The organism is Curtobacterium citreum (assembly GCF_006715175.1).
GTDB classification, from domain to species: domain Bacteria; phylum Actinomycetota; class Actinomycetes; order Actinomycetales; family Microbacteriaceae; genus Curtobacterium; species Curtobacterium citreum.
Window position 1 is genome coordinate 302376 of the sequence record NZ_VFMQ01000001.1, and the last position, 22181, is coordinate 324556.

24 protein-coding genes are annotated in these 22181 nt (G+C 73.2%); 16 read left to right on the plus strand and 8 right to left on the minus strand.

The window, feature by feature from the left end; genetic code table 11:
• Positions 1–50: 50 nt before the first annotated feature.
• Together FB462_RS01515 and FB462_RS01520 are read left to right on the plus strand one after the other, a co-directional pair.
• Positions 51–2063, plus strand: coding sequence for a M13 family metallopeptidase (locus FB462_RS01515; RefSeq protein WP_141859720.1), 2013 nt, complete (start codon positions 51–53; stop codon positions 2061–2063).
• A complete protein-coding gene (locus FB462_RS01520; protein ID WP_114851243.1) occupies positions 2063–3022 on the plus strand; it encodes a serine hydrolase in 960 nt (319 codons plus the stop codon). The genes FB462_RS01515 and FB462_RS01520 overlap by 1 nt, the downstream gene beginning before the upstream one ends.
• Positions 3023–3043: 21 nt before the next feature.
• Here the strand turns inward: FB462_RS01520 and FB462_RS01525 are convergent, their stop codons facing one another.
• Together FB462_RS01525 and FB462_RS01530 are read right to left on the minus strand one after the other, a co-directional pair.
• Entirely contained in the window at positions 3044–3460 is a 417-nt protein-coding gene (locus FB462_RS01525; protein ID WP_114851242.1) for a GNAT family N-acetyltransferase, read from the minus strand.
• Positions 3461–3491: 31 nt separating this feature from the next.
• Positions 3492–4208, minus strand: coding sequence for a DUF4232 domain-containing protein (locus FB462_RS01530; protein WP_141859722.1), 717 nt, complete (start codon positions 4206–4208; stop codon positions 3492–3494).
• Positions 4209–4352: 144 nt separating this feature from the next.
• On the opposite strand from FB462_RS01530, the gene FB462_RS01535 reads away from it, so the two are divergent.
• Together FB462_RS01535 and FB462_RS01540 are read left to right on the plus strand one after the other, a co-directional pair.
• Positions 4353–5000: a hypothetical protein gene (locus FB462_RS01535; protein WP_141859724.1), complete on the plus strand. Its 648-nt coding sequence runs from the start codon at positions 4353–4355 to the stop codon at positions 4998–5000.
• Positions 5001–5100: 100 nt separating this feature from the next.
• The gene (locus FB462_RS01540; RefSeq protein WP_141859726.1) at positions 5101–5382 is read left to right on the plus strand and encodes a hypothetical protein; all 282 of its coding nucleotides are present in this window, start codon (positions 5101–5103) and stop codon (positions 5380–5382) included.
• Between the two features lie 16 nt (positions 5383–5398).
• Here the strand turns inward: FB462_RS01540 and FB462_RS01545 are convergent, their stop codons facing one another.
• Together FB462_RS01545 and FB462_RS01550 are read right to left on the minus strand one after the other, a co-directional pair.
• Complete coding sequence (locus FB462_RS01545) at positions 5399–5797, minus strand: NUDIX hydrolase (RefSeq protein ID WP_229666930.1); 399 nt, start codon at positions 5795–5797, stop codon at positions 5399–5401.
• Between the two features lie 29 nt (positions 5798–5826).
• The gene (locus FB462_RS01550) at positions 5827–7137 is read right to left on the minus strand and encodes a glutamyl-tRNA reductase (RefSeq protein WP_141859728.1); all 1311 of its coding nucleotides are present in this window, start codon (positions 7135–7137) and stop codon (positions 5827–5829) included.
• Between the two features lie 89 nt (positions 7138–7226).
• Here FB462_RS01550 and hemE point away from each other — a divergent pair, with 89 nt between their 5' ends.
• The 11 genes from hemE to hemL all read left to right on the plus strand — a co-directional run bounded on the left by hemE (position 7227) and on the right by hemL (position 17109).
• Complete coding sequence (hemE, locus tag FB462_RS01555) at positions 7227–8369, plus strand: uroporphyrinogen decarboxylase (protein WP_229666931.1); 1143 nt, start codon at positions 7227–7229, stop codon at positions 8367–8369.
• Positions 8366–9694, plus strand: a complete 1329-nt coding sequence (locus FB462_RS01560; RefSeq protein ID WP_141859730.1) for a protoporphyrinogen/coproporphyrinogen oxidase — start codon at positions 8366–8368, stop codon at positions 9692–9694. Before hemE ends, FB462_RS01560 begins: the two co-directional genes overlap by 4 nt.
• A gap of 98 nt (positions 9695–9792) precedes the next feature.
• Positions 9793–10047: a hypothetical protein gene (locus FB462_RS01565; protein WP_058741586.1), complete on the plus strand. Its 255-nt coding sequence runs from the start codon at positions 9793–9795 to the stop codon at positions 10045–10047.
• Positions 10044–10475, plus strand: coding sequence for a phage holin family protein (locus FB462_RS01570; protein WP_058741587.1), 432 nt, complete (start codon positions 10044–10046; stop codon positions 10473–10475). Before FB462_RS01565 ends, FB462_RS01570 begins: the two co-directional genes overlap by 4 nt.
• A 37-nt stretch (positions 10476–10512) precedes the next feature.
• Entirely contained in the window at positions 10513–10743 is a 231-nt protein-coding gene (locus FB462_RS01575) for a hypothetical protein (RefSeq protein ID WP_114851233.1), read from the plus strand.
• A gap of 70 nt (positions 10744–10813) precedes the next feature.
• The gene (hemQ, locus tag FB462_RS01580) at positions 10814–11539 is read left to right on the plus strand and encodes a hydrogen peroxide-dependent heme synthase (protein ID WP_058741589.1); all 726 of its coding nucleotides are present in this window, start codon (positions 10814–10816) and stop codon (positions 11537–11539) included.
• A complete protein-coding gene (locus tag FB462_RS01585; RefSeq protein ID WP_180225874.1) occupies positions 11536–12774 on the plus strand; it encodes a ferrochelatase in 1239 nt (412 codons plus the stop codon). Before hemQ ends, FB462_RS01585 begins: the two co-directional genes overlap by 4 nt.
• Positions 12771–13850 (plus strand): hydroxymethylbilane synthase, encoded by a 1080-nt coding sequence (gene hemC, locus FB462_RS01590; RefSeq protein WP_373286876.1) that lies wholly within the window; start codon positions 12771–12773, stop codon positions 13848–13850. Before FB462_RS01585 ends, hemC begins: the two co-directional genes overlap by 4 nt.
• A 285-nt stretch (positions 13851–14135) precedes the next feature.
• Complete coding sequence (locus FB462_RS01595) at positions 14136–14690, plus strand: uroporphyrinogen-III synthase (RefSeq protein WP_229666932.1); 555 nt, start codon at positions 14136–14138, stop codon at positions 14688–14690.
• Positions 14687–15742: a porphobilinogen synthase gene (gene hemB / locus FB462_RS01600; RefSeq protein ID WP_167509962.1), complete on the plus strand. Its 1056-nt coding sequence runs from the start codon at positions 14687–14689 to the stop codon at positions 15740–15742. The genes FB462_RS01595 and hemB overlap by 4 nt, the downstream gene beginning before the upstream one ends.
• Positions 15739–17109, plus strand: a complete 1371-nt coding sequence (hemL, locus tag FB462_RS01605) for a glutamate-1-semialdehyde 2,1-aminomutase (RefSeq protein WP_141859732.1) — start codon at positions 15739–15741, stop codon at positions 17107–17109. Before hemB ends, hemL begins: the two co-directional genes overlap by 4 nt.
• Before the next feature lie 104 nt (positions 17110–17213).
• On the opposite strand, the gene FB462_RS01610 is transcribed toward hemL, so the two are convergent.
• The 4 genes from FB462_RS01610 to FB462_RS01625 all read right to left on the minus strand — a co-directional run bounded on the left by FB462_RS01610 (position 17214) and on the right by FB462_RS01625 (position 20990).
• Complete coding sequence (locus FB462_RS01610) at positions 17214–18008, minus strand: ABC transporter ATP-binding protein (protein ID WP_141863205.1); 795 nt, start codon at positions 18006–18008, stop codon at positions 17214–17216.
• Complete coding sequence (locus FB462_RS01615) at positions 18008–18673, minus strand: GntR family transcriptional regulator (RefSeq protein WP_114851229.1); 666 nt, start codon at positions 18671–18673, stop codon at positions 18008–18010. The genes FB462_RS01610 and FB462_RS01615 overlap by 1 nt, the downstream gene beginning before the upstream one ends.
• A gap of 108 nt (positions 18674–18781) precedes the next feature.
• Positions 18782–19759, minus strand: coding sequence for an MDR family oxidoreductase (locus FB462_RS01620; RefSeq protein WP_141859734.1), 978 nt, complete (start codon positions 19757–19759; stop codon positions 18782–18784).
• Positions 19760–19961: 202 nt separating this feature from the next.
• Positions 19962–20990, minus strand: a complete 1029-nt coding sequence (locus FB462_RS01625) for a 6-phosphofructokinase (protein WP_058741596.1) — start codon at positions 20988–20990, stop codon at positions 19962–19964.
• Positions 20991–21069: 79 nt separating this feature from the next.
• Here FB462_RS01625 and FB462_RS01630 point away from each other — a divergent pair, with 79 nt between their 5' ends.
• Complete coding sequence (locus FB462_RS01630; RefSeq protein ID WP_114851316.1) at positions 21070–22023, plus strand: DNA-3-methyladenine glycosylase family protein; 954 nt, start codon at positions 21070–21072, stop codon at positions 22021–22023.
• The last annotated feature ends 158 nt before the right edge of the window (positions 22024–22181 follow it).

Consider the following 22181-nt stretch of genomic DNA (forward strand, 5'->3'; position numbering starts at 1 on the left):
GGTGGACACCGACCGGGTGCCGAGCCGGTGGTGGTGGCTATCGTGGACGCATGACGGACGTCGCACCCACGCCAGGGAACCCGAGCACGGGGACCACGCAGACCTCGGGAGCCCTCGGCTCCGGGATCACGACCGACGAGCTCGACCCCGCGGTCCGACCGCAGGACGACCTGTACCGGCACGTGAACGGCTCGTGGATCGACGCGACGCCCATCCCCGACGACAAGGCGCGGTACGGCTCGTTCACGGTGCTGGCCGAGGCCGCCGAGGAAGCCGTCCGCGCGATCGTCGAGCGCTCCCAGCAGGCCGCTCCGGGGACCGAGGAGCGGAAGGTCGGGGACCTCTACACGTCCTTCACCGACGAGCAGCACCTGGAGTCGCTCGGCACGGAGCCGATCGAGCCCCTGCTCGCCGAGGTCGACGCGGTCGCCTCCGTCGAGGACGTCGTCCGCATGGTCGGCCGCTTCGAACGGCTCGGGCTGCCCGGGTTCCTGCAGCTCTTCGTCGACAACGACCCGGGCGACCCCGAGTCGTACGTGGTGTTCCTCGAGCAGTCCGGCCTCGGGCTGCCCGACGAGTCGTACTACCGCGAGGACCGGTTCGCCGACATCCGCGCGAAGTACCGCGAGTTCGTCGCCGCGATGTTCCCGCTCGCGGGCTTCGACGACGCGGCCGAGCGGACCGACCACGTGATCGCGCTCGAGACGGCGCTCGCCGCGGAGCACTGGGACAACGTGACGACCCGCGACAGCCAGAAGACCTACAACAAGAAGCCCTGGGCGGAGATCGCCGGACTCGCCCACGGCACCGACCTGCAGCACTGGGTGGACGCCATCGACGCCCCGGCCGGCGCCTTCGAGACGGTCGTCGTGCGGGAGCCCTCGTTCATCACGGGGCTGGTCGCGCTCCTGCACCGCGAGCCGGTCGAGGCGTGGAAGGACTGGCTGCGCTGGCAGGTCGTCCGCGGGTCCGCGGCCTACCTGACGAGCGCGCTGTCCGCGACGAACTTCTCGTTCTACGGCACGGCCCTCACCGGTGCGCCGAAGCAGCGCGAGCGCTGGAAGCGCGGCGTCTCCCTGGTCGAGGGTGCGATGGGCGAGGCCGTCGGGCGGATCTACGTGCAGGAGCACTTCGACGAGACGTCCAAGGCGAAGATGGACGACCTCGTCGCCAACCTGGTCGAGGCCTACCGCCAGAGCATCACCGCGCTCGACTGGATGACCGACGAGACCCGCGCCCGGGCGCTCGACAAGCTCGACAAGTTCACGCCGAAGATCGGCTACCCGGTGAAGTGGCGCGACTACTCGGCGCTGGCCGTCGACCCGACCGACCTGCTCGGGAACGTCCGCGCGGTCGCGTCCTTCCAGGTGGACCGCGAGCTCGGCAAGATCGGTCAGCCGATCGACCGCGACGAGTGGTTCATGACCCCGCAGACCATCAACGCGTACTACAACCCGGGCTTCAACGAGATCGTGTTCCCCGCGGCGATCCTGCAGTTCCCGTTCTTCGACGCGAACCGCGACGCCGCCGCGAACTACGGCGCGATCGGCGCCGTCATCGGCCACGAGATCGGGCACGGCTTCGACGACCAGGGCTCGCAGTACGACGGTGACGGCCGCCTGCAGAACTGGTGGACCGAGGCCGACCGTGCCGCGTTCGAGGACCGCACGAAGGCACTCATCGCGCAGTACGACGCCCTCGTCCCGACCGAGGTCCCGGACGGCCACGTCAACGGCGCGCTCACCATCGGCGAGAACATCGGCGACCTCGGCGGGCTGTCGATCGCGTGGAAGGCGTACCTGCTGTCCCTCGACGGCCAGGAGCCGCCCGTGGTCGACGGCCTCAGCGGCGCCGAGCGGTTCTTCCTCAGCTGGGCCCAGGCCTGGCGGATGGCGATCCGCCCGGAAGAGGCAGCACGACTGCTCTCGATCGACCCGCACTCGCCCACGGAGTTCCGCTGCAACCAGGTCGTGCGGAACATCGACGGCTTCTACGAAGCCTTCGGCGTGACCGAGCAGGACGCCATGTACCTCGACCCGGCAGAGCGCGTCGCGATCTGGTGATGACCGAACCGGACGCGTCCGCGTCCTCCGAACCGGGTTCCACACGCCGTCCGCGGCGTCGACAGCACGTCGACGCCGCGGTCGGCGTCCGTGCGCGCGGACGGCACCGCGGTGGTGCGGACGAGCGGTTCGCGGCCGGCCTGGAGGCACTGGGTGCGCTGGCCCGGGACGGTGCGTCCGTCAGTGCGTCCGTCATCGACACCTCGACCGGCAAGGCCCTGCTGGCGGTGGACGACACGCTCGTGCAGCCCGTGGCGAGCCTCGGACGCGTCCTGCTCCTCATCGAGACCGCTGCGCAGCTCGAGGACGGCCGCCTGCACGGTGACCGGCTGCAGCGCATGGCGCGGGACACCGCCACGGGTGCTGGCCTCTGGCAGTTCCTGCAGGAGCCGACCATGCAGGTCCCCGACCTCGCGACGCTCGTCGGGGCGACGGCCGACTCCTGGGCGATGAACGCGCTGCTCTCCACGGTCGGCATCGACGCCGTGCGCGAGCGGGCCGAGGGGCTCGGGATCGAGCGGACCGCCCTGATCGACCGCGTGCGGGACCGTCGTGGTCCTGACGACGCCCCGGACGCCTCGGTGGCGCCCACCGGCGAGCTCGCCTGGCTGATGCGGGGTCTGGCGCTCGGCGAGGTCGTCGACGAGGCCGTGTCGAACCGGGTGCTCGGCTGGCTGTCCCTCGCGAGCGACCTGTCCCTCGTCGCAGGCTCGTTCGGCCTCGACCCCCTGGCGCACCGGGCGCTCGACCACGGCCTGCAGGCGGTCGTCGTCACGGGGTCGTCGACGGGGGTGCGGGCGGAGGCCGGCATCCTCCGCGGGCCGGGGTCGTCGGTGAGCTACGCCGTCACCGTGACGTTCGACGACGACTCGCTCCAGCGACGCCTCGGCGTGGTGGAGGCGCTCCGGACACTCGGTACCGAGGTGCTCGAGGTCGTGCACGCCCCGTCCTACCGCTGATCGCCGACCGCCCGCAGGGGTTCAGCGCAGCAGGACGAACGCCCGGAGCGACGACGGCTCGACGTCGTGTGCCTCGGTGAACCCGCGGGACTCGTAGAACGCGCGCTGTCCCGGCTCGGCGTCCGTGAGCAGCACGGTCTGCCGGACGTGCCCGTACCGCTCGAGCACCGCGTCGAGCAGCGCCCCGCCCACACCGGTCCGCTGCGCCGCCGGGCGGACCAGCAGGTCCTGCACGTACGCGATCGTGGCGCCGTCCGACACGACGCGCACGAGTCCGACGAGGACGCCGTCGTCATCCCGCGCGGCGAGCACGCGGTGCGAGCCGTCGACCGCACGACGCAGGACCGCCGGGTCACGCGTGTACGCCGTCCAGCCGACGGCGTCGTACAGGTCGACGAGTTCGTCGGTCGTCGGCCGTTCCGAGGAGATCGACGTCACCCGGCCATCGTGACAGATCGGCGGGTGGGGCTCAGTCGGCCGCCTGACCCTCGGGCACGAGCCCCTGGACGTCGAGCAAGGCTGCGCTCGACTCGGCGCAGGCGGTGTAGCCGCGGGCCGGTACGTACAGCGACTCCTTCGACCCCGGCGGGTAGACGCGGAACCCGTCCGCGGCGACCGGCGAGCAGGCCGCGTTCGAGAAGTCCTCCGCGTTCGCGATCTTCAACGGCGCGACCGCGATCTGGCCCGGCCGGAGCGTCACCATGGGGTGCGCGGACGATTGGTCGAGCGCCGCGGCGGCCCCGATCTGCGTCCCGTCGCCGTCGCCCACGAACGAGACGCCCGGCCAGCCCTGGAGCGTGCACGTCGTCGAGCCGGTGTTCCGCAGGGTGATGTGGATGATCGTGCTCCCGGCGGCACCACCGCTGCCGGCCTCGGTGCCGCCGGCGAGCGACGACGCCGGACAGGTCGACCCGTCGGTCGAGGACCCGGACGAGCCGGAGGACCCCGACGAGCCAGCGGTGTCCGCTGAACCCGAGGACCCCGCGGCCGCCGACGATCCGCCGGAACCGTCTGTTCCACCGGACCCGCCCGAGGTCGGCGTCGCGGCAGGTGCGCTCGCCGTCGCCGTGACCGTCCTGGTCGCGGTCGGCGCGGCGTTCCCGCCGGACGAGCACCCGGCGAGGACGCCCAGGGCGAGCAGACCCGTGACGGTGGACACGACGATCGTCTTCACGTTGCGCTGCATGCCGCAACGCAACACCCGGCCCGGGGGACGGATCTCGGGGAGCGTCCAGCTGCTCCGTCCTCTGGATCACTTGACATACGGAATATCGACAGCCGCGCTCGGCCAGCATGGTCGCCGACCGTGAACATCCTGAGGAGGATCACCGTGAAGCAGCCCATCCGTCGCGCCGCCCTCGCCCTGGCCGGCGCCGCGACGCTCGCCACCGTCGCCGTCCCGACGTCTGCGTTCGCCTGGGGCGACCCGGCCCCTGCGAGCGAGCCCGTCGCGATCACCACGGTGTCCGGTGCCGTCAAGACCGGTCCGCTGGAGTGGACCACCCACGACCGAGTGCCCGAGATCACGGCGACGAGCACCGTGGCGGGTCACTACACGATGTCCTTCGGGGGACGCGACATCTGTTCGGGAGAGGTCGAGGCCGGCGGAACGATCACCTGCACTGCGGACGCCGCGTCGGTGGGGGGCGGCATCGCCTGGATCAAGGTCGACGGCGCGGCGGGGACCGAGCGCGCAGCCGTGCGCCTCGAGTTCCTGGCCCACGCGTACGTCCCCGAGGGCACGGCGGTCCAGCGCGGCCCCGAGGCGGAGCTGTCCGTCCAGGCGCAGCCGGACGGCGCGCTCTGGGTCTCGCTCCCGAACGGTGAGGAGCGCTGGCTGACCGGCGACGCCGGCGGCCACTACTCCGCCGTCCTGGCCGGTCTGCACGCAGGTGACCAGGTCTTCGTCAAGCAGACCGTCGGTCCGCACTCGTCGTGGGGCGGCGACTGGGTCACGATCCCGGTGACCGCTGCCTGACCCTCGACGCGGGGACGGGTCTCGGGCGGCGTCCAGCCGCGCCGAGCATGCTCGCGACGACGAGGCACCAGCCACGCCACACGAGCGACGGAGGTCGGACATGGCAGGCAAGCACGAACAGGCACGCGGCGACGAGGGCCGCGCGGACGGCGTCGAGCCCCGCGCCGGAGCGTTCGTCGACAGCGACATCCCCGGTGACGAGCGCGTCACGACGAACGAACCCGCCGGTGAGTTCGTGTCGAGCGACATCCCCGGCGAGACCCGACCCCAGGGCGCCGGTGACGGCCGCGACGAGGGCGAGTACGTCGAGTCCGACATCCCGGGCGAGGCCGAGCCGACCCTGGGTGAGGCAGCGGGGCACTACACCGACAAGGACCAGTAGCCCGCAGCGGTCGGGCTCAGTCGACCAGGTCGGCGATGACCAGCCGGCGGAGCGTCTCGATGCCCGCCGGCGGGCACCGGTCCGCGTCCGCGGACGTGACCCACTCCACCTCGTCCACCTCTGCGGAGGCGACCGGCGAGGCGGTGTCCGACGCGCCTCCCGGCCGGACCAGGAAGAGCGCCATCGCGACGATCGTCCCTGGAGCCTGTCCGTGCGCCGGCTCGGTGACGGTTCCGAAGGGCTCGAGGTCGGCGGCGGTGAGCCGCACCGCGATCTCCTCTTCGGCCTCGCGCAGCGCGGCCTGGACGTCGGTCTCGTGCGGCTCCGCCTTGCCGCCGGGCAGGTAGAGGACGTCGCGTCCGCGCGCACGCACCATCAGGACGCGCCGGTCACGGACGAGCAGCACCGCGCTCACGCGCAGCGTGTGCGGGCCGGACAGGAGGCTCAGCTCGCGTCCGCCTCGTCGGTCCGGTCCGACCCGGGTGCGGTCCGGTCGGCCAGCGGGACGACGGGGGACGGCAGCTCGGCCTCGGGTTCGGGGTGGACGCCGTAGAGGGCGTCGAGGGCGCCCACGAACTCCTCGCCGCGACCGGCACGGCCGAGCTCGCGGGCGCGGACGGACGGGCGGTGCAGCAGGACGCCGACGAGGTGCCGGAGTGCGCGCTCGGTCTGCTCGACGGACTCCGGGTCGGCGTCGCGTCGCTTCGCCCGCTCGATCTCGTCGTCGAGGATGTCGAAGACGTGCTTCCGGAACGCGACGAGCGCCGGGGTCGTGGACTGCTCGAGCGCCTGGGCACGGAAGCGCGACACGGCGTCGTCCACCATCTGGCGTGCCTCGGACTCGGCGTTCAGCTCGGCGATCGGCGCGTGGATGCTGATCGTCTCGAGGTCGAGGAGCTCGACACCGTCGACGTCCGCGGTGTCGGGGTCGACGTTCCGGGGGAGACCGAGGTCGATGACGATGCGGCGCTGCCCGTCGTCGAGGTCGGTCGGTTCGACGACCGGGACCTCGCTCGAGGTGCACGTGATGACGACGTCGCTCGACGCGATCGCACCGCGGAGGTCGGTGGCGGCGACCAGGTCGTGCTTGGCGGCGAACCACGGCGCACGGCCGGACGGCGAGAAGACCTGGATGTTCGCGGCACCGCGGTCGCGCAGGGCGGCGATCGTCGTGGCGGCGTAGCTGCCGGTGCCGACGAGCAGCACGCGGGTGTGCGCCCAGTCGGTGATGCGCGAGGAGGCGAGCTCGAGGCCGAGGCGGACGAGCGAGCGTCCGGCGGCGCCGATGCGGGTGCGGGTCTTGACGCCGCGGGAGGTGTGCGCGGCCTCCTGGAAGAGCCGCTCGAGCTCGGAGGTCGTGGTGCCGTTCGCGCGGGCGTCCTCGAGCGCGCGTCGGACCTGGCCGGAGATCTCGGTCTCGCCGACGACGACGGACTCCAGCCCGCTCGAGACGGCGAACAGGTGCTGCACGACGTCCCCGCCGCCCAGGACCTGGACGGACTCGGCGACCTCGGCGGGCACGAGGTCGCTCGCGGTCGCGACGGCGTCGACGGTGGCCGACACGGCGGAGTCGCGGTCGTCGCCCGCGATGTCGAGGTAGGCCTCGAAGCGGTTGCAGGTGGCGAGGACGACGGCTCCGTCGAGCACGTCGGAGTCCGTCACCAGACGGCTCGCGGCGGTCGGTGCGCCGATGCTCAGTCGCTCCAGGAGATCGAAGCTGGCGTTGCGGTGCGACGCCGTGAGACAGATGAGCACGTCTTCCATCGTAACCCGCGATCGCTGCGCGGGCTGTTCGCTGACCGCGTGCTCATGGACAGCCCCGCGACCGATGGGAGAATCGTCCGGTGACCGACGCCACCACCCCTGCGCTGCCCGACTCCCATCCGCTCGTGACCGGTCGGACCTCGGGGTCGCCGCTCGTCAGGGCGCTCCGCGGGGACCGGCCGGAGACGCTCCCGGTGTGGTTCATGCGGCAGGCCGGTCGGTCGCTGCCCGAGTACCGGGAGCTGCGGGTCGGCACCGCGATGCTCGACGCGTGCCTCGACCCGGCGCTCGCGTCCGAGATCACCCTGCAGCCGGTGCGCCGCCACGGGGTCGACGCCGGCATCTTCTTCAGCGACATCGTGGTGCCGATCAAGCTCGCGGGGGTCGACGTCGAGATCGTCCCCGGTCGCGGTCCGGTGCTCGGTTCGCCGATCCGCACCGCGGCCGACGTGGACGCCCTCGAGCCGCTCGACCCGGCGGCGCTCGCACCGATCACCGAGGCCGTGCAGCGGACCGTGGCGGAGCTCGGCGAGAAGCCCCTCATCGGGTTCGCCGGGGCGCCCTTCACGCTCGCCGCCTACCTGGTCGAGGGCGGCCCGTCGAAGGACCACATCCGCGCCCGCACGATGATGCACGCCGAGCCCGAGACCTGGGCCCGCCTGCTCGACTGGGCAGCGGGCGTCTCCGGGGCGTTCCTCCGGGCGCAGGTCACCGCCGGAGCGTCCGCCGCGCAGCTGTTCGACTCGTGGGTCGGTTCGCTCTCGCGTGCGGACTACGTCGCCTCGGTCGCACCGCACTCCGCCACGGCCCTGGCACACGTGGCCGACCTCGGGGTCCCGCGGATCCACTTCGGCGTCGGCAGCGGCGAGGTCCTGCACGAGATGACGACGATGGGCGACCCTGCGGACACGCTCGCGGTGGACGCGGTCGGCGTCGACTGGCGCGTGCCCCTGGACGAGGCCGTCCGCCGCGTCGGCCCCGGTGTGACCGTGCAGGGCAACGTCGACCCCGCGATGCTGGCGGCCCCGTGGCCGGTGCTCGAGGCCCACGTGCGCGACGTCGTCCGCCGCGGCGGGGCGGCCCGGTCGCACGTCGTGAACCTCGGGCACGGTGTCCCGCCGGAGACCGACCCGACCGTGCTGACCCGCGTCGTCGAGCTGGTCCACTCGCTCGGGAGCGGCGCGGCCGACGGCGCTGGTGACGGCGAGGAGACCGCCGCGTGACCGACGTCGTCGTGGTCGGCGGCGGGGTCGCCGGCCTGGTCGCCGCCCGGGACCTCGCGAAGGGCGGCGCGCACGTGGTGCTCGTCGAGGCGGGGGACCGACTGGGCGGGATGCTCCGCAGGCACACGGTCGCGGGACTCGACCTCGACATGGGCGCGGAGTCGTTCGCGACCCGGACCGACGCCGTCGCGCGGCTCGCGACCGAGCTCGGCCTGGGCAACGACGTCGTGACGCCCGACCCCCGCGGCGCCTGGCTGATGACCCGCGACGGCCGCACGGCCCCGATCCCGCAGACCGGGTTCCTCGGCATCCCCGGGACCCCGATGGCCGCCGACGTCACCGCGGTGATCGGCCAGGGCGGGGGCTTCCGCGCGCAGATGGACTCGCTGCTGCCGTCCCCGGTGGGTGCGAAGGCGACGTCGCTCGGCGCCCTGGTCCGGAAGCGCATGGGCGAGCGCGTGCTCGACGACCTGGTGGTGCCGGTCGCGGGCGGCGTGTACTCGACCCACCCGGACCAGCTCGACCCCGACCGCGTCGCCCCCGGGCTCCGCGCGGCCCTGCAGCGCGAGGGGTCCCTCGCCCGCGCCGTGCTGGCCCTGCGCTCCCGTGCCGCCGCCGGCTCCGCGGTCCAGGGCATCCGCGGCGGCATCGTCCGGCTCGTCGACGAACTCGTGGCGGACACCGAGACGTACGGCGTCGAGGTCCGGATGCGCACCCGGGCGACCACGGTCGAGCGGCACGCGGTCGAGGTCGTCACCGCCAGCGGCACCCGCGAGCGGATCCCTGCGCAGGTCGTGCTGTCGTCCACCGCCGACCCGATGCGGACCGCCGCTCCCGACCGCACCGGCATCGAGCTCGTCACGCTCGTCGTCGACCAGCCCGAGCTCGACGCCGCGCCGCGCGGCACCGGGATGCTCGTGCACCCGGAGGCCGACGGCGTCAGCGCGAAGGCCCTGACGCACGCGACCGCGAAGTGGCCGTGGCTCGCCGAGGCAGCCGGCGGGCGCCACGTCCTGCGCCTCAGCTACGCGACCGCACCGCACGACGACGCGACGGACCCGGCGGGCGTGGCCACGAGCCTCCCGGTCGACCCGGACGACGCGGTCGGGACCCGCGCCACCCGCGACGCCACCGCCCTGCTCGGCGTGCCGGTGACCCCGGACCGGGTGGCCGGCGCGGCCCGCGTCCGCTGGTACGGGCCGGACCTGACGGCGGCCGGTCTGGCCGAGGGCGTCGAGGGCATCGGCGAGGCCTCGAGCGGCCGCGGACTCGCGGGCATCGTGGCGGCGGCCCGGGCGTCCGCTGAGCGCGTCCTGGGATCCTGAGCGGACCGGGGACCCCCCGAGGGCTACTGTGGTGGGATGCCGGACGTATTCCGTTCGGCGCATGACCACCGCACACCGAAACCACGGAGGATTCGCACATGCGAGGCAAGCTCCTGTTCGTCGCCGGCGCCGCACTCGGGTACGTCCTGGGATCGCGAGCCGGACGGGCGCGGTACGAGCAGATCAAGACCGTCAGCGGCAAGATCTGGAACAGCAACGGGGTCCAGAAGGGCGTGCACGTCGCCGAGGACTTCATCCAGGACAAGACCCCGGACGTCGCCGAGTTCGTCGGCGAGCAGACGAAGAAGGTCGTCCGCAAGGTCGGTCAGAAGAAGGACGCCCACACCTCATGAGCGACACCCGCTCCCGTGGGTCCCGCTCGCTGTTCGGTCTGGTCGGGGACGTCCCGAAGCTCGTCAAGAACCTGGTCAAGGGCGAGATCGACCTGCTCAAGGCCGAGCTCATCGGCAAGGCAAAGATCATCGGCCTCGCCGCCGGGCTGCTCATCGGGGCCCTGGTCGTCCTGCTCTACGCGATCGGCGTCCTGCTGACCGCGGCAGTGATGGGCCTGGCCGTCGTGATGCCGGCGTGGCTCGCCGCGCTGATCGTCGCCGTCGTCATGCTGATCGTCGCCGCGATCCTCGGACTGATCGGGTGGAAGCGCTTCCAGAAGGCGTTGCCGCTCACCCCGAAGCGCACGATCGACAGCGTCAAGGACGACATCAACGCGGTGAAGGGCATGGGCAACAAGCCCTCGAGCCGACCCGGCATCCGGTCCTGACGAGCACGACCGCGACCAGCACCCCGACGGAGGAACCGTGACGGACCAGCACGACGACCTGGCGAAGCGCGTCCAGGCGGACCGCGACCAGCTCTTCGAGACCCTCGACGCGATCGAGGACAAGCTCAACGTCCCGAAGCAGCTCGGCATCGCCGCGTCGAAGGTCAAGCGGGGGATCGACGAGAAGCCCGTGCCCTACCTGGCGGGGCTCGCAGCCGGTGTGGCAGTGGTCGGGAGTATCGTCGTAGCGGTGCTCCGACGGCGGTAGACCGCCCCATCGGTGGTCCTCCGGACGCGGCGCGCAGCCACGACCCAGGCAACCGACAGGACAAGGACCCATGAGCTCCGACGTGCAGTCCCCCGCACACGAGACAGACCCTTCCTCGGGCATCGACCCGAACCTCTTGACGGCGTACGCCCTGTGGGCGGTCTTCCGCCGGCCGCTCGGCCCGGTCCACCGTCCGGGTGACGACGCCGTCGCCGAACTCGACGCAGTGGTGGCCGCTGCTGCCGAGCGCGGTGTCACGATCCGCGGGTTCTACGACGTGTCCGGTTTCCGCGCGGACGCCGACGTCATGATCTGGCTGCACGGTGACGACGCCCAGGCGATCCAGGCGGTCCTGCGCGAGGTCCGTCGCACGGGGCTGTTCCAGGACGCCGAGCCGGTCTGGCACGTCATGGCCATGCACCGCGAAGCCGAGTTCAACAAGCGCCACACCCCCGCGTTCCTGCGTGGCAAGGACCCCGAGGCCTGGATCACGGTGTACCCGTTCGTCCGGTCGTTCGAGTGGTACCTCCTGCCGGAGGAGGAGCGCTCGAAGATGCTCCGCGACCACGGCATCGCCGGCGCGAAGTACCGCCGGGTGCTCACCAACACCATCGCGACGTTCGCCCTGAGCGACTACGAGTGGATCCTGCCGCTCGAGAGCCCGGAGCTCGTCGACCTCGTGGACCTGATGCGCGACCTGCGCTACACCGAGGCGCGCCTGCACGTGCGCGAAGAGGTCCCCTTCTTCACCGGTCGTCGGGTGACGACCGCCGAACTGCCGGAGGTGCTGTCGTGACCGACACCAGTCAGATCTCGAACGGGCGGGGCACGGTCCTCGCCGCGACGCCCGCCGCGGCCGACGGCCCCGAGCACGTCGAGGTCCCGACCGCGTACGACGCGATCCTGCTGGCCGGCTTCGGTGGTCCCGAGGGCCAGGACGACGTCATCCCGTTCCTCCGCAACGTCACCCGCGGCCGCGGGATCCCGGACGAGCGGCTGGAGGAGGTCGCGCACCACTACCGGCACTTCGGCGGTGTCAGCCCGATCAACGCGCAGAACCGTGCCCTCAAGGCGGCGCTCGAGGCCGAGCTCGCGCAGCGCGGCATCGACCTGCCCGTGCTGTGGGGCAACCGGAACTGGGCGCCCTACCTCGAAGAGGCCTTCACCGAGGCCGCCGACAAGGGCTTCACGAAGCTCATCGCGATCGCCACGAGCGCCTACTCGTCGTTCTCGAGCTGCCGCCAGTACCGCGAGGACTACGCCCGGGTGCTCACCGAGACCGGTCTGATCGACACGATCCAGGTCGACAAGGTCCGCCAGTTCTTCGACCACCCGGGCTTCGTCCGGCCGTTCGTCGACGGCGTCCGCGACGGCATGGCCCGCGCGATCGCCGAGAACGACGGACTCGACGTCGCCACCGAGCTGCACGTCCTGTTCTCGACGCACTCCATCCCGTCCTCGGACGCCGCGAAGTCCGGCCCGGACTTCCGCGGGTTCGACGACCACGGCGCGTACGAGGCGCAGCACCTCGCCGTGGCCGAGGTCGTCCTCGAGCAGGCGTGGAACGAACTGCTCGAGCAGCCCGAGCACGCTCACCTGCGTGGAACGTCGAAGCCGGCCTGGAAGCTCGTCTACCAGTCGCGCTCCGGCCCCCCGTCGCAGCCGTGGCTCGAGCCCGACATCAACGACTACATGAACGACGAGCTCCAGGGCGGCCCGACCCGCGCCGTGCTCATCGTCCCGCTCGGCTTCGTGAGCGACCACATGGAGGTCATGTGGGACCTCGACGAAGAGGCCACCGAGACCGCCGGTGAGCTCGGCTTCTGGTCGCTCCGCACGCAGACGCCCGGTGTGGACCCGGCGTACGTGTCCGGCCTGGTCGACCTCGTGCTCGAGCGCGTCAACGGCACGCCGACGAGCGAGCGCCCGCACCTGACCGACATCGGCCCCTGGTACGACGTGTGCCGTCCGGGCTGCTGCGAGAACGTCCGCGCCGGGTTCAAGCCCGCGGCGGCCGGCGTCGCACCGTGACGGACGCGGACAGCGCGCCGACGACGACCGACGGCTCGGCAGCGTCCGACGGCCCCGCCCCGATCCGGCTCGGCACCCGCGCCAGCCGGCTCGCGGTCGCGCAGTCGCAGGACGTCGCCGACCGGCTGGCGAAGGCCGCCGGTCGGCCCGTCGAGCTCGTCACGGTGACGAGCGAGGGCGACACGAACCGTGCGTCGCTCGCGAGCCTCGGCGGCACGGGCGTGTTCGCCAGCGCCCTGCGCGAGGCGCTCGTCGCGGGCGAGGTCGACGTGCTCGTGCACTCGCTCAAGGACCTCCCGACGGCGCCGTACGACGGCCTGACGATCGCGTCGGTGCCGAAGCGTGCAGACGCCCGTGACGTCCTGGTCGCCCGGAACGCCGCGACGATCGACACCCTGCCCGAGGGCGCGAAGGTCGGCACGGGCTCGCCCCGCCGGGTCGCGCAGCTCCGGGCGAAGCGGCCGGACCTGGACGTCGTGGACATCCGCGGGAACATCGACACCCGGCTCGGCCGGGTCGAGGACGACCTCGACGCGGTCGTGCTCGCCGCCGCCGGTCTCGGTCGGATCGACCGGCTGGACGCCGCGACGGAGCTCCTCGACCTCGGCTTCTGGCCGAGTGCGCCCGGACAGGGTGCGCTGGCGGTCGAGATCCGGACGGAGGTGTTGACCAGCACGGCGAAGACGGACGAGAACCTGCTCGCCGCACTCCGGAAGCTCGACCACGCCCCGACGCGCCTGACGGTGACGGCGGAGCGCGAGGTCCTCGCGAAGCTCGAGGCCGGCTGCTCCGCCCCGATCGGTGCGACGGCGGTCGTGGACGCCGAGCTGCTGCTCGTCTCCGCGACGGTCTACCGCCCGGACGGGTCCGAGTACCGCACGGCGTCGCACGCCGCCCACCTCGACGGCTCGGCGCAGGACCGGCTCGACGAGGCCCTCGCGGTCGCCGGTCGTGTCGCCGCGGAGCTGCTCGAGAACGGTGCGGCCGAGCTGGCCGACCTCGCCTCGTCCGTGTCACGAGAGCCGGCCGACGGCGACCACTCGGCCGGGCCCGGCCTGGCCACCCCCGCGGAGTAGGCGGTCACCACGGACGACAGCACCCACGTCGCGGACGAGGCACGGCCCCCGGTCGTCCTCGTCCCGCGCGGGGGTGCGTGGGGCGACCAGGTCGCCGCAGCGGCCCGTGCACGCGGGCTCGAGCCCGTCGTCGTCCCGCTCATCACGGACGCACCGCCGGCGGACCCGGCAGCCCTCGACGCGGCCCTCGCCCGCCTCGGGGCGGATCCGGACAGGAGGCTCGGCGCGCGGCCCGCGGACCGCACCGGTCACGACGGGGTCGCGCCCGGTGCCCCGTGGCTCGTGGTGACCAGTGCGACGGCCGTCCGTGTGGTCGCCGGACGCACCATGCGCCTCCCGGCCGGGGTGGCCGTGGCCTGCGTCGGCGAGGCGACCGCCCGCGCCGCCCGCGAGGCCGGCTGGCCCGTCGACCTGGTGCCGGACGACGAGTCCGCCGCGGGGCTGGTGGCCGCACTGCCGGACACCGCCGGGCCGGTCCTGTTCCCGCGTTCCGAGATCGCCGCACCCACGGTCGTCGACGGACTGCGGGCCCGCGGCATCGACGTGTCGGACGTGGTCGCGTACCGTACCGTGGGGACGGGCGACGACCCGGTCGTGCTCGTCCCGCCACCCGACGCCGTGCTCGTGACGAGCGGGAGCGTCGCCCAGCAGGTCGTCCGCCGGATGACCCCCCTCGATCCCCGCACGCTCGTCGCGTGCATCGGACCCGCCACCGCAGACGCCGCCCGTGCAGCCGGGCTGCCCGTGCAGGTCGTCGCCCGCGGTCGGTCCGCAGCAGCCCTCCTCGACGCCGTCGTCGAGACCCTCCACCCGAACCCCAGAACAGGAAGGTCATCGTGACCGGACGCTTCCCGCAGGTCCGCCCCCGTCGGCTGCGCGCCACCCCCGCCATGCGACGACTCGTCGCCGAGACCCGGCTCCACCCCGCCGAGCTCGTGCTGCCGATGTTCATCCGCGAGGGCACGACGTCGGCGATCCCGATCTCGAGCATGCCGGGCGTGCAGCAGCACTCCCTCGACTCGTTCCGCCGCGCGCTGCACGAGGCCGCGGAGCAGGGCGTCGGCGGCGTGAACCTGTTCGGTGTGCCGACGACGAAGGACGCCGAGGGGTCCGGCGCGACCGACCCCGACGGCATCCTCAACGTCGCGATCCGCATCGCGAAGGAAGAGGTGGGCGACGCGCTCGTCGTGCAGTCCGACCTGTGCCTCGACGAGTTCACCGACCACGGCCACTGCGGTGTGCTCGCGGCCGACGGCTCCGTCGACAACGACGCGACACTCCTGCGCTACCGCGACATGGCGGTGGCCCAGGCCGAGGCCGGCGCCGAGCTCGTCTGCATGAGCGGCATGATGGACGGCCAGATCGCCGCCGCCCGCGACGCCCTCGACACCGCCGGGCACAGCGGCACCGCGCTCCTGGCGTACTCGGCGAAGTACGCGAGCGCGTTCTACGGGCCCTTCCGCGAGGCCGTGGCGTCGACCCTGCAGGGCGACCGCCGGACCTACCAGATCGACGCCGCCGACGGTCGGCAGGGGCTCCGCGAGGTCCTGCTCGACATCGAGGAGGGCGCTGACGTCGTCATGGTGAAGCCCGCGATGAGCTACCTCGACGTGCTCGCCCGCACCGCCGACGTCTCCGAGGTCCCCGTGTGGGCGTACCAGATCTCCGGCGAGTACGCGATGATCACGGCAGCCGCCCAGAACGGGTGGATCGACCGCGACGCCGCGGCGATGGAGGCCCTCGTCGGCATCAAGCGTGCCGGTGCCGACGCGATCCTCACCTACTTCGCGGTGGACGTCGCGCGCCAGCTCAACCAGGAGGCCGGCCTGCGCACGACCGGCAGCACCGCGGCGGTGTCCGGCGTCGCCTCGACCGGGAAGGCCCCCGAATGACCACCACGACGGCGACCACGGCAGCGCAGTCCGGAGCGAACGGCCAGCTCTTCGCTCGAGCGAAGAACAGCATCCCCGGCGGCGTGAACTCGCCCGTCCGCGCGTACGGCTCCGTCGGGGGCACCCCGCGCTTCCTGACCGCCGCGAAGGGCGCCTACGTCACCGACGCCGAGGGGCGCGAGTACGTCGACCTCGTCGCGTCGTGGGGCCCGGCGATCCTCGGGCACGCGCACCCCGGCACGGTCGAGGCCGTGCAGCAGGCGGCGTCCCGCGGGCTGTCGTTCGGGGCGTCCACCCCGGGGGAGACCGAGCTCGCCGAGCTCGTCAAGCAGCGGGTGCAGGTCGACGGCGACGGGCCGATCGAGAAGCTCCGCATGGTGTCCACGGGCACCGAGGCGACGATGACCGCCATCCGTCTGGCGCGCGGGTACACCGGCCGCGACCTCCTCGTGAAGTTCGCCGGGCACTACCACGGGCACTCGGACTCCCTGCTCGCCGAGGCGGGCTCGGGCGTCGCGACGCTCGCGCTCCCCGGCAGCGCGGGCATCACCGCGGAGACCGCCGCGCAGACCCTCGTGCTGCCGTACAACGACCTGGACGCCGTGCGCCGTGCGTTCGACGAGCACTCCGAGCGCATCGCCGCCGTGATCGTCGAGGCCGCCGCCGCGAACATGGGCGTCCTCGCCCCGGAGCGGGGCTTCAACCGGGCGCTCGCGCAGATCACGAAGGCGAACGGCGCGCTGCTGATCGTCGACGAGGTCCTCACCGGCTTCCGGGTCGGCCCCGCCGGCTGGTGGGGGCTCGAGGCGTCCAACACCGTGCCGGACGGCATCGGGTGGAAGCCGGACCTCGTCACGTTCGGCAAGGTCATCGGCGGGGGCATGCCCCTCGCGGCCCTCGGCGGCCGTCGGGAGGTCATGGACTTCCTCGCCCCGCTCGGCCCCGTGTACCAGGCGGGCACGCTGTCCGGGAACCCGCTCGCCGTCGCCGCCGGCACCGCGACGCTCCGGGCCGCGACGCCCGAGGTGTACGCGCACCTGGACCGGACCGCGGCGACGATCGCCGAGGCCACGAGCGCCGCGCTGTCCGCCGAGGGGGTGGCGCACACCGTGCAGCACGCGGGGAACCTGTTCTCGTTCGCGTTCCTGGACGAGGCGCCGCGGAACTACGACGACGTCCGGGCGCAGGAGGCCTTCCGGTACGCGCCGTTCTTCCACGCGATGCTCGACGCCGACGTGACCCTGCCGCCGAGCGTGTTCGAGGCGTGGTTCGTCACGGCCGCGCACGACGACCGTGCCGTCAGCCGCGTGCTCGAGGCGCTGCCGGCAGCGGCGAAGGCGGCCGCTGCCGCGACGGCTCCCGCGTAGCCCCTCTCTCGCAGAACGCAACGTCGGCGGTTCCTCGCAGCGCCGTACCGCTGCGCGACCTCGCCGACGTTGCGTTTCGCGGGGCACCGGGGCGGGATCGGTGGTCAGGCCGCCCGGCGGGCGTGCCAGCGGCCCTCGGTCCGCACCACGGCGAGCGGGAAGTCGAAGGCGTGCGAGACCGCGGAGGACGTGATGACCCGATCGGCGGGACCCTGCGCCACGACGGCCCCGTCCCGGAGCAGCATCGCGTGCGAGGTCGACGTCGGCAGGTCCTCGAGGTGGTGGGTGACCATCACGCTGCCGAGGCCGGGACGCCGGAGTCGGAGCGCGTCGACGGTGTCGAGCAGGTGCTCCCGTGCGGCGACGTCGAGTCCCGTGGCCGGCTCGTCGAGGAGCAGCAGGCGTGGCTCGGACATCAGCGCGCGGGCGATGAGTGCACGACCCCGCTCACCCTGGGACAGGACGGGCCAGGGTGCGTCGACCCGTGCCTCCAGGCCGACGTCCGCGACGTGACCCCGCGCGGTGGCGAGCTGCTGGGCGGTGGGTGACCACCGCATCATCAGGTCGGTCGTCCCGGTGACGCCGGTGAGCACGACCTCGAGCACGGTCAGCGGCGACGTCACCCGGTGTCGGGGGTCGACGTGCCCGATGTGCTCGCGGAGCTCCCGGACGTCGACGCGTCCGAGCCGTCGGCCGAGCACGTCGACGGTGCCCGCGGAGGGGTGGCTCGTCGCACCGAGGACCGCGAGGAGCGTCGACTTGCCCGCGCCGTTCGGCCCGAGCAGCGCCCAGTGCTCGCCGCTCCGGACCGTCAGGTCGACGTCGCGGAGCAGGTCGCGGCCGGAGCGCGTGACGCGCAGACCGGTGGCGTGGAGGAGGGCGTCGGTCACGCCCCCCATCATGCTGGGGTGCGGACCTCGCGCAGGTGGGCGAACAGCGCCGTGCCGAGGGCACGGATGACCGCGCCGGCGGCGTCGCCGTCCTTCGAGCGGACCGCGGCGGCGAGGGTGTCGATGCCCGAGCCGGCGTCCCAGAACATGAACTGCGGCTCGGTGAGCATGACGAACTGGGTGCGGACGATGAGCGACTCGCCGAGCTGCCCCATGAGCGCGTTGCCGGTGTTCGCCACGAAGAAGCGCAGGAGCTCGTCGAGGGTCGCGAAGACCTTCGGGTCCTCGGCGGCGGCGCGGCGGGCCAGCTCGTCGAGGAGCTTCAGGGCCTTCTTCGACGCGGCGTCGTCGAGACGGGGGACCGCCCAGCGTGCGGCGAGCTCGGCGTAGCCGTAGTACAGCTGCAGCGCGTCGTCGAACTGCTCGCGGGTCGGCGAGGCGACGCGGGTGTAGCGGTTCGCCTCCATCTCCACCAGGCCGTAGTCGACGAGCTTCGCGATGGCCTCGCGGATGGGGGTGCGGCTGACGCCGAGCCAGGAGACCAGCTCGTCGTCGTTCAGGCGCTCGCCGGCCTGCAGGGTGCCGTCCTGGATCGCGGCGAGCATCTTCTCGAGCACGACGTCCCGCAGGAGCTTGCGGGGCGAGTTGTCGACGGTCGACTTGGGGACGGGCATGGTGCTCCTCACGGATCCGGTGTGTGCCGTGTACCAAACCTAGCGTGTCAGTGCGCAAGCGTTTGGCAAATCACCCGCGAGCCGAATCGACGCGCGCCCCGCCGCTGCTCAGGCGCGGAGGTCGACGACCGTCCGGCCGTGCACCCGCCCGGCGACGACGTCCGCACCGACGCCGATCGCGTGCTCGAGGTCGACCGTTCGTGTGACGTCCGCCAGGAGCGCCGGGTCGAGGTCGGTCGCGAGCCGGTCCCACGCCCGCTGCCGCAGGGGCAGCGGGGCCTCGACGGAGTTGATGCCGAGGAGCGACACCGCGCGGAGGATGAAGGGCATCACGGTCGTCGGGAGCGCCGAGTCCTGCGCCAGACCGCACGCCGTGACCGCGCCGCCCCACCGGGTCGCGGCGAGGACGTTCGCCAGGGTCGCGCCGCCGACGCTGTCCACCGCGCCCGCCCACGTCGCCCGCTGCAGGGGCTTGCCGAGCGCGGCGAACGTGCTCCGGTCGACGACCTCGGTCGCACCGAGCCTGCGGAGCGAGGCCTCGTTCGTCGTGCGCCCCGTCGAGGCGGTGACCCGGTACCCACGCGCCGCGAGCAGCGCGATCGCGACCGTGCCGACCCCGCCCGAGGCGCCGGTGACCAGGACCGGGCCGTCGTCCGGCGCGACCAGACGCTCGAGGGCGAGGACCGACAGCATCGCCGTGAAGCCCGCCGTGCCGATCGCGGCGGCGAAGGAGTCCTCGATGCCGTCCGGCAGCACGACGAGGGCCCCGCTCGGGACGACCGCGTGCTCGGCCCAGCCGCCGTGCCGCGTCTCGCCGAGGCCCGCGCCGTTGCACACGACCCGGTCCCCGATCGCGACGTCGTGCACCCCGGGGCCGAGCGCGGACACCGTGCCGACGACGTCGATGCCCGGGACGAGCGGGTCGACCCGGGCGACGCCGGGGTTGCCGGCGAGGGCGAGGCCGTCCTTGTAGTTCACGCTCGAGTACGTGACGTCGACGAGGGCCTCGCCCTCGTCGGGTTCGGGCACGTCGACCTGCGTGACGGCGGGCGGGGTGGAACGGGAGACGAGGACTGCGCGCGTCATGCGTCGGACGCTACCCCGATCCTCCAGTCCGTCGTCCCGGCCGATCGCCCGTCGTTCCGGCCCATCACCCGTCGTTCCGGCCCATCGCGTCCGCGATGGGAGGACGATCCGCGCGTGGTGGGCCGGAAGGAACGCCCCACCATGCGCGGATCGGCCTCCGACGCGCGGAACGGCACCCCGCGCGCGGAACGGCACCCGCCGCTCACCCGAACAGGATCGCGGCCTCGTCGTAGCGGTCCTGCGGCACCGTCTTGAGCTCCCCGAGCGCGTCCTCGAACGAGACGTGCACGATGTCCGTCCCCTGCAGCGCGACCATCCGGCCCCAGCGACCCTCGACGACGGAGTCGATCGCCGCGAGCCCGAGCCGGGTCGACAGCACCCGGTCGTACGCGGTCGGCGTCCCGCCGCGCTGGATGTGCCCGAGGGTCGTCGCCCGCGTCTCGATGCCCGTCAGCTCCTCGATCATCGGCGCCAGGCGCTCCCCGATGCCGCCGAGCCGCGGCCGCCCGAACGCGTCGAGCCCGCGCTCGGTGTGCGCGTTGTCCTCGTGGTCGGGGACGAAGCCCTCGGCGACCACGACGAGCGGGGCGCGGCCACGGTCGTAGGCCGACCGCACCCACTCGGCGATCTGTTCCATGCTCGTCTTCTGCTCCGGGATGAGGATCGCGTGTGCGCCGGCGGCCATCCCGGAGTGCAGCGCGATCCATCCGACGTGGCGGCCCATCACCTCGGCGACCATGCAGCGGGAGTGCGACTCGCCGGTGGTGCGCAGGCGGTCCATCGCCTCGGTCGCGATCGCGACGGCCGTGTCGAAGCCGAACGTGTAGTCGGTCGCGCCGAGGTCGTTGTCGACGGTCTTCGGGACGCCCACGATCTTGAGCCCCGCGTCGGTCAGGCGCTTCGCGGCCGCGAGGGTGCCCTCACCGCCGATCGCGACGATCGCGTCGATGCCGTGCCGCTCGAGCGTCGCCGTGATGTTCTCGACGCCGCCGTTCGGCCCCTCGAACGGGTTCGTCCGGCTCGTGCCGAGGATGGTCCCGCCCTGCTTCGCGATGCCCTGGATGTCCTTGCGCCCGAGCGGCACGATGTCGCCGTCGACGACGCCCCGCCAGCCGTCGCGGAACCCCACGAACTCGTGTCCGTGGATCGCGATGCCCTTGAGCACGATGCCGCGGATGACCGCGTTCAGGCCGGGGCAGTCGCCTCCGGAGGTGAGGATGCCGATGCGCATGGAGACTCCCTTGTCGGGTGGTGCGGGGACGGTCCCATCATGTCCGACGGTGGTGTGGCATTACCATCCCCGTGTGTCCCTGCCGTCTCCCGTCGCCGCCGCCCCGTCGGCTGCGGCCGGTCGCGTGGACACGGTCTACCGGCCTGGAGGCGCGTTGGACGTCCGCGCGACCCTCCGGCCCCTGCAGCGCGGCTCCGGCGACCCCGCCTTCCAGGTGGTCGGCGCCGACACGTGGCTCGCCCTGCGCACGCCGACCGGCGCGGCCTCGGTGCTCGTCCGGCGGGCGGGCGCGGACGCCGTCGCGGTGTCGGCGTGGGGCGACGGCGCCGGGTGGGCGGTCGAGCACGCCCCGGACCTGCTCGGCCGCGGCGACGACTGGTCCGACCTGGACGTACGGGCGCACCCCTTCCTGGCCGAGGCGCGCCACCGCCAACCGGGGCTCCGCCTGCTCCGCACGAACACGGTCGTCGCGATGCTCGTGCCGGCGGTCATGGAGCAGAAGGTGACCTCGCGCCAGGCCTGGCGCGCCTGGCGGTACCTGCTGCGGCGATTCGGTGAACCCGCACCCGGGCCGGCGCCCGACGGCATGTTCGTGCAGCCGACCGCGGAGCAGTGGGCCCGGATCCCGAGCTGGGAGTGGCACCGGGCCGGCATCGAACCCGGTCGGTCGGCGACCGTGATGCGGGCGATGCGGGTCGCCCCGGCGCTCGAGCGGACCCTCGGGCTCGGCCGCGGGGGAGCGGTCGTGGCCGAGCGGCTGCAGTCGGTGCCCGGGATCGGCCGGTGGACGGCTGCCGAGACCGCGCAGCGTGCGCACGGTGACCCGGACTCGCCGAGCGTCGGGGACTTCCACGTGCCGGCGCTCGTCGGGTGGGCGCTCACCGGGGCGCCGGTGGACGACGACGGGATGCTCGAGCTCCTCGAACCCTGGCGTGGGCACCGGGAGCGGGTCGTGCGGCTGATCGGGGGCTCGGGCTTCCGGAAGCCGGCGTTCGGGCCGCGCATGACGATCCAGGACCACCGGTTCCACTGAGACCCGAGGCTGAGCGGGGGTACAGGTTCGTCCGTCGGACTGCCGACTTCTGCGAGCCAGGCCGCGCCGCTAGCGTCGGCTCCGGGGGCGAAGGGGTCGTCCCCGGAGAGGGGAACCGTGGACGACACGGAACTCGGTAGGGGGCCGACGCGGCGCCA

Bases quoted from the DNA above. Each gene is read 5' to 3' on its own strand.
- FB462_RS01625 (WP_058741596.1), bottom strand. From the start codon at position 20,990: ATGCGCATCGGCATCCTCACCTCCGGAGGCGACTGCCCCGGCCTGAAC.
- FB462_RS01610 (WP_141863205.1), bottom strand. From the start codon at position 18,008: ATGGGGGGCGTGACCGACGCCCTCCTCCACGCCACCGGTCTGCGCGTC.
- FB462_RS01520 (WP_114851243.1), top strand. From the start codon at position 2,063: ATGACCGAACCGGACGCGTCCGCGTCCTCCGAACCGGGTTCCACACGC.
- FB462_RS01570 (WP_058741587.1), top strand. From the start codon at position 10,044: ATGAGCGACACCCGCTCCCGTGGGTCCCGCTCGCTGTTCGGTCTGGTC.
- FB462_RS01515 (WP_141859720.1), top strand. From the start codon at position 51: ATGACGGACGTCGCACCCACGCCAGGGAACCCGAGCACGGGGACCACG.
- FB462_RS01540 (WP_141859726.1), top strand. From the start codon at position 5,101: ATGGCAGGCAAGCACGAACAGGCACGCGGCGACGAGGGCCGCGCGGAC.
- hemL (WP_141859732.1), top strand. From the start codon at position 15,739: ATGACCACCACGACGGCGACCACGGCAGCGCAGTCCGGAGCGAACGGC.
- hemQ (WP_058741589.1), top strand. From the start codon at position 10,814: ATGAGCTCCGACGTGCAGTCCCCCGCACACGAGACAGACCCTTCCTCG.
- FB462_RS01530 (WP_141859722.1), bottom strand. From the start codon at position 4,208: ATGCAGCGCAACGTGAAGACGATCGTCGTGTCCACCGTCACGGGTCTG.
- FB462_RS01620 (WP_141859734.1), bottom strand. From the start codon at position 19,759: ATGACGCGCGCAGTCCTCGTCTCCCGTTCCACCCCGCCCGCCGTCACG.
- FB462_RS01615 (WP_114851229.1), bottom strand. From the start codon at position 18,673: ATGCCCGTCCCCAAGTCGACCGTCGACAACTCGCCCCGCAAGCTCCTG.
- FB462_RS01565 (WP_058741586.1), top strand. From the start codon at position 9,793: ATGCGAGGCAAGCTCCTGTTCGTCGCCGGCGCCGCACTCGGGTACGTC.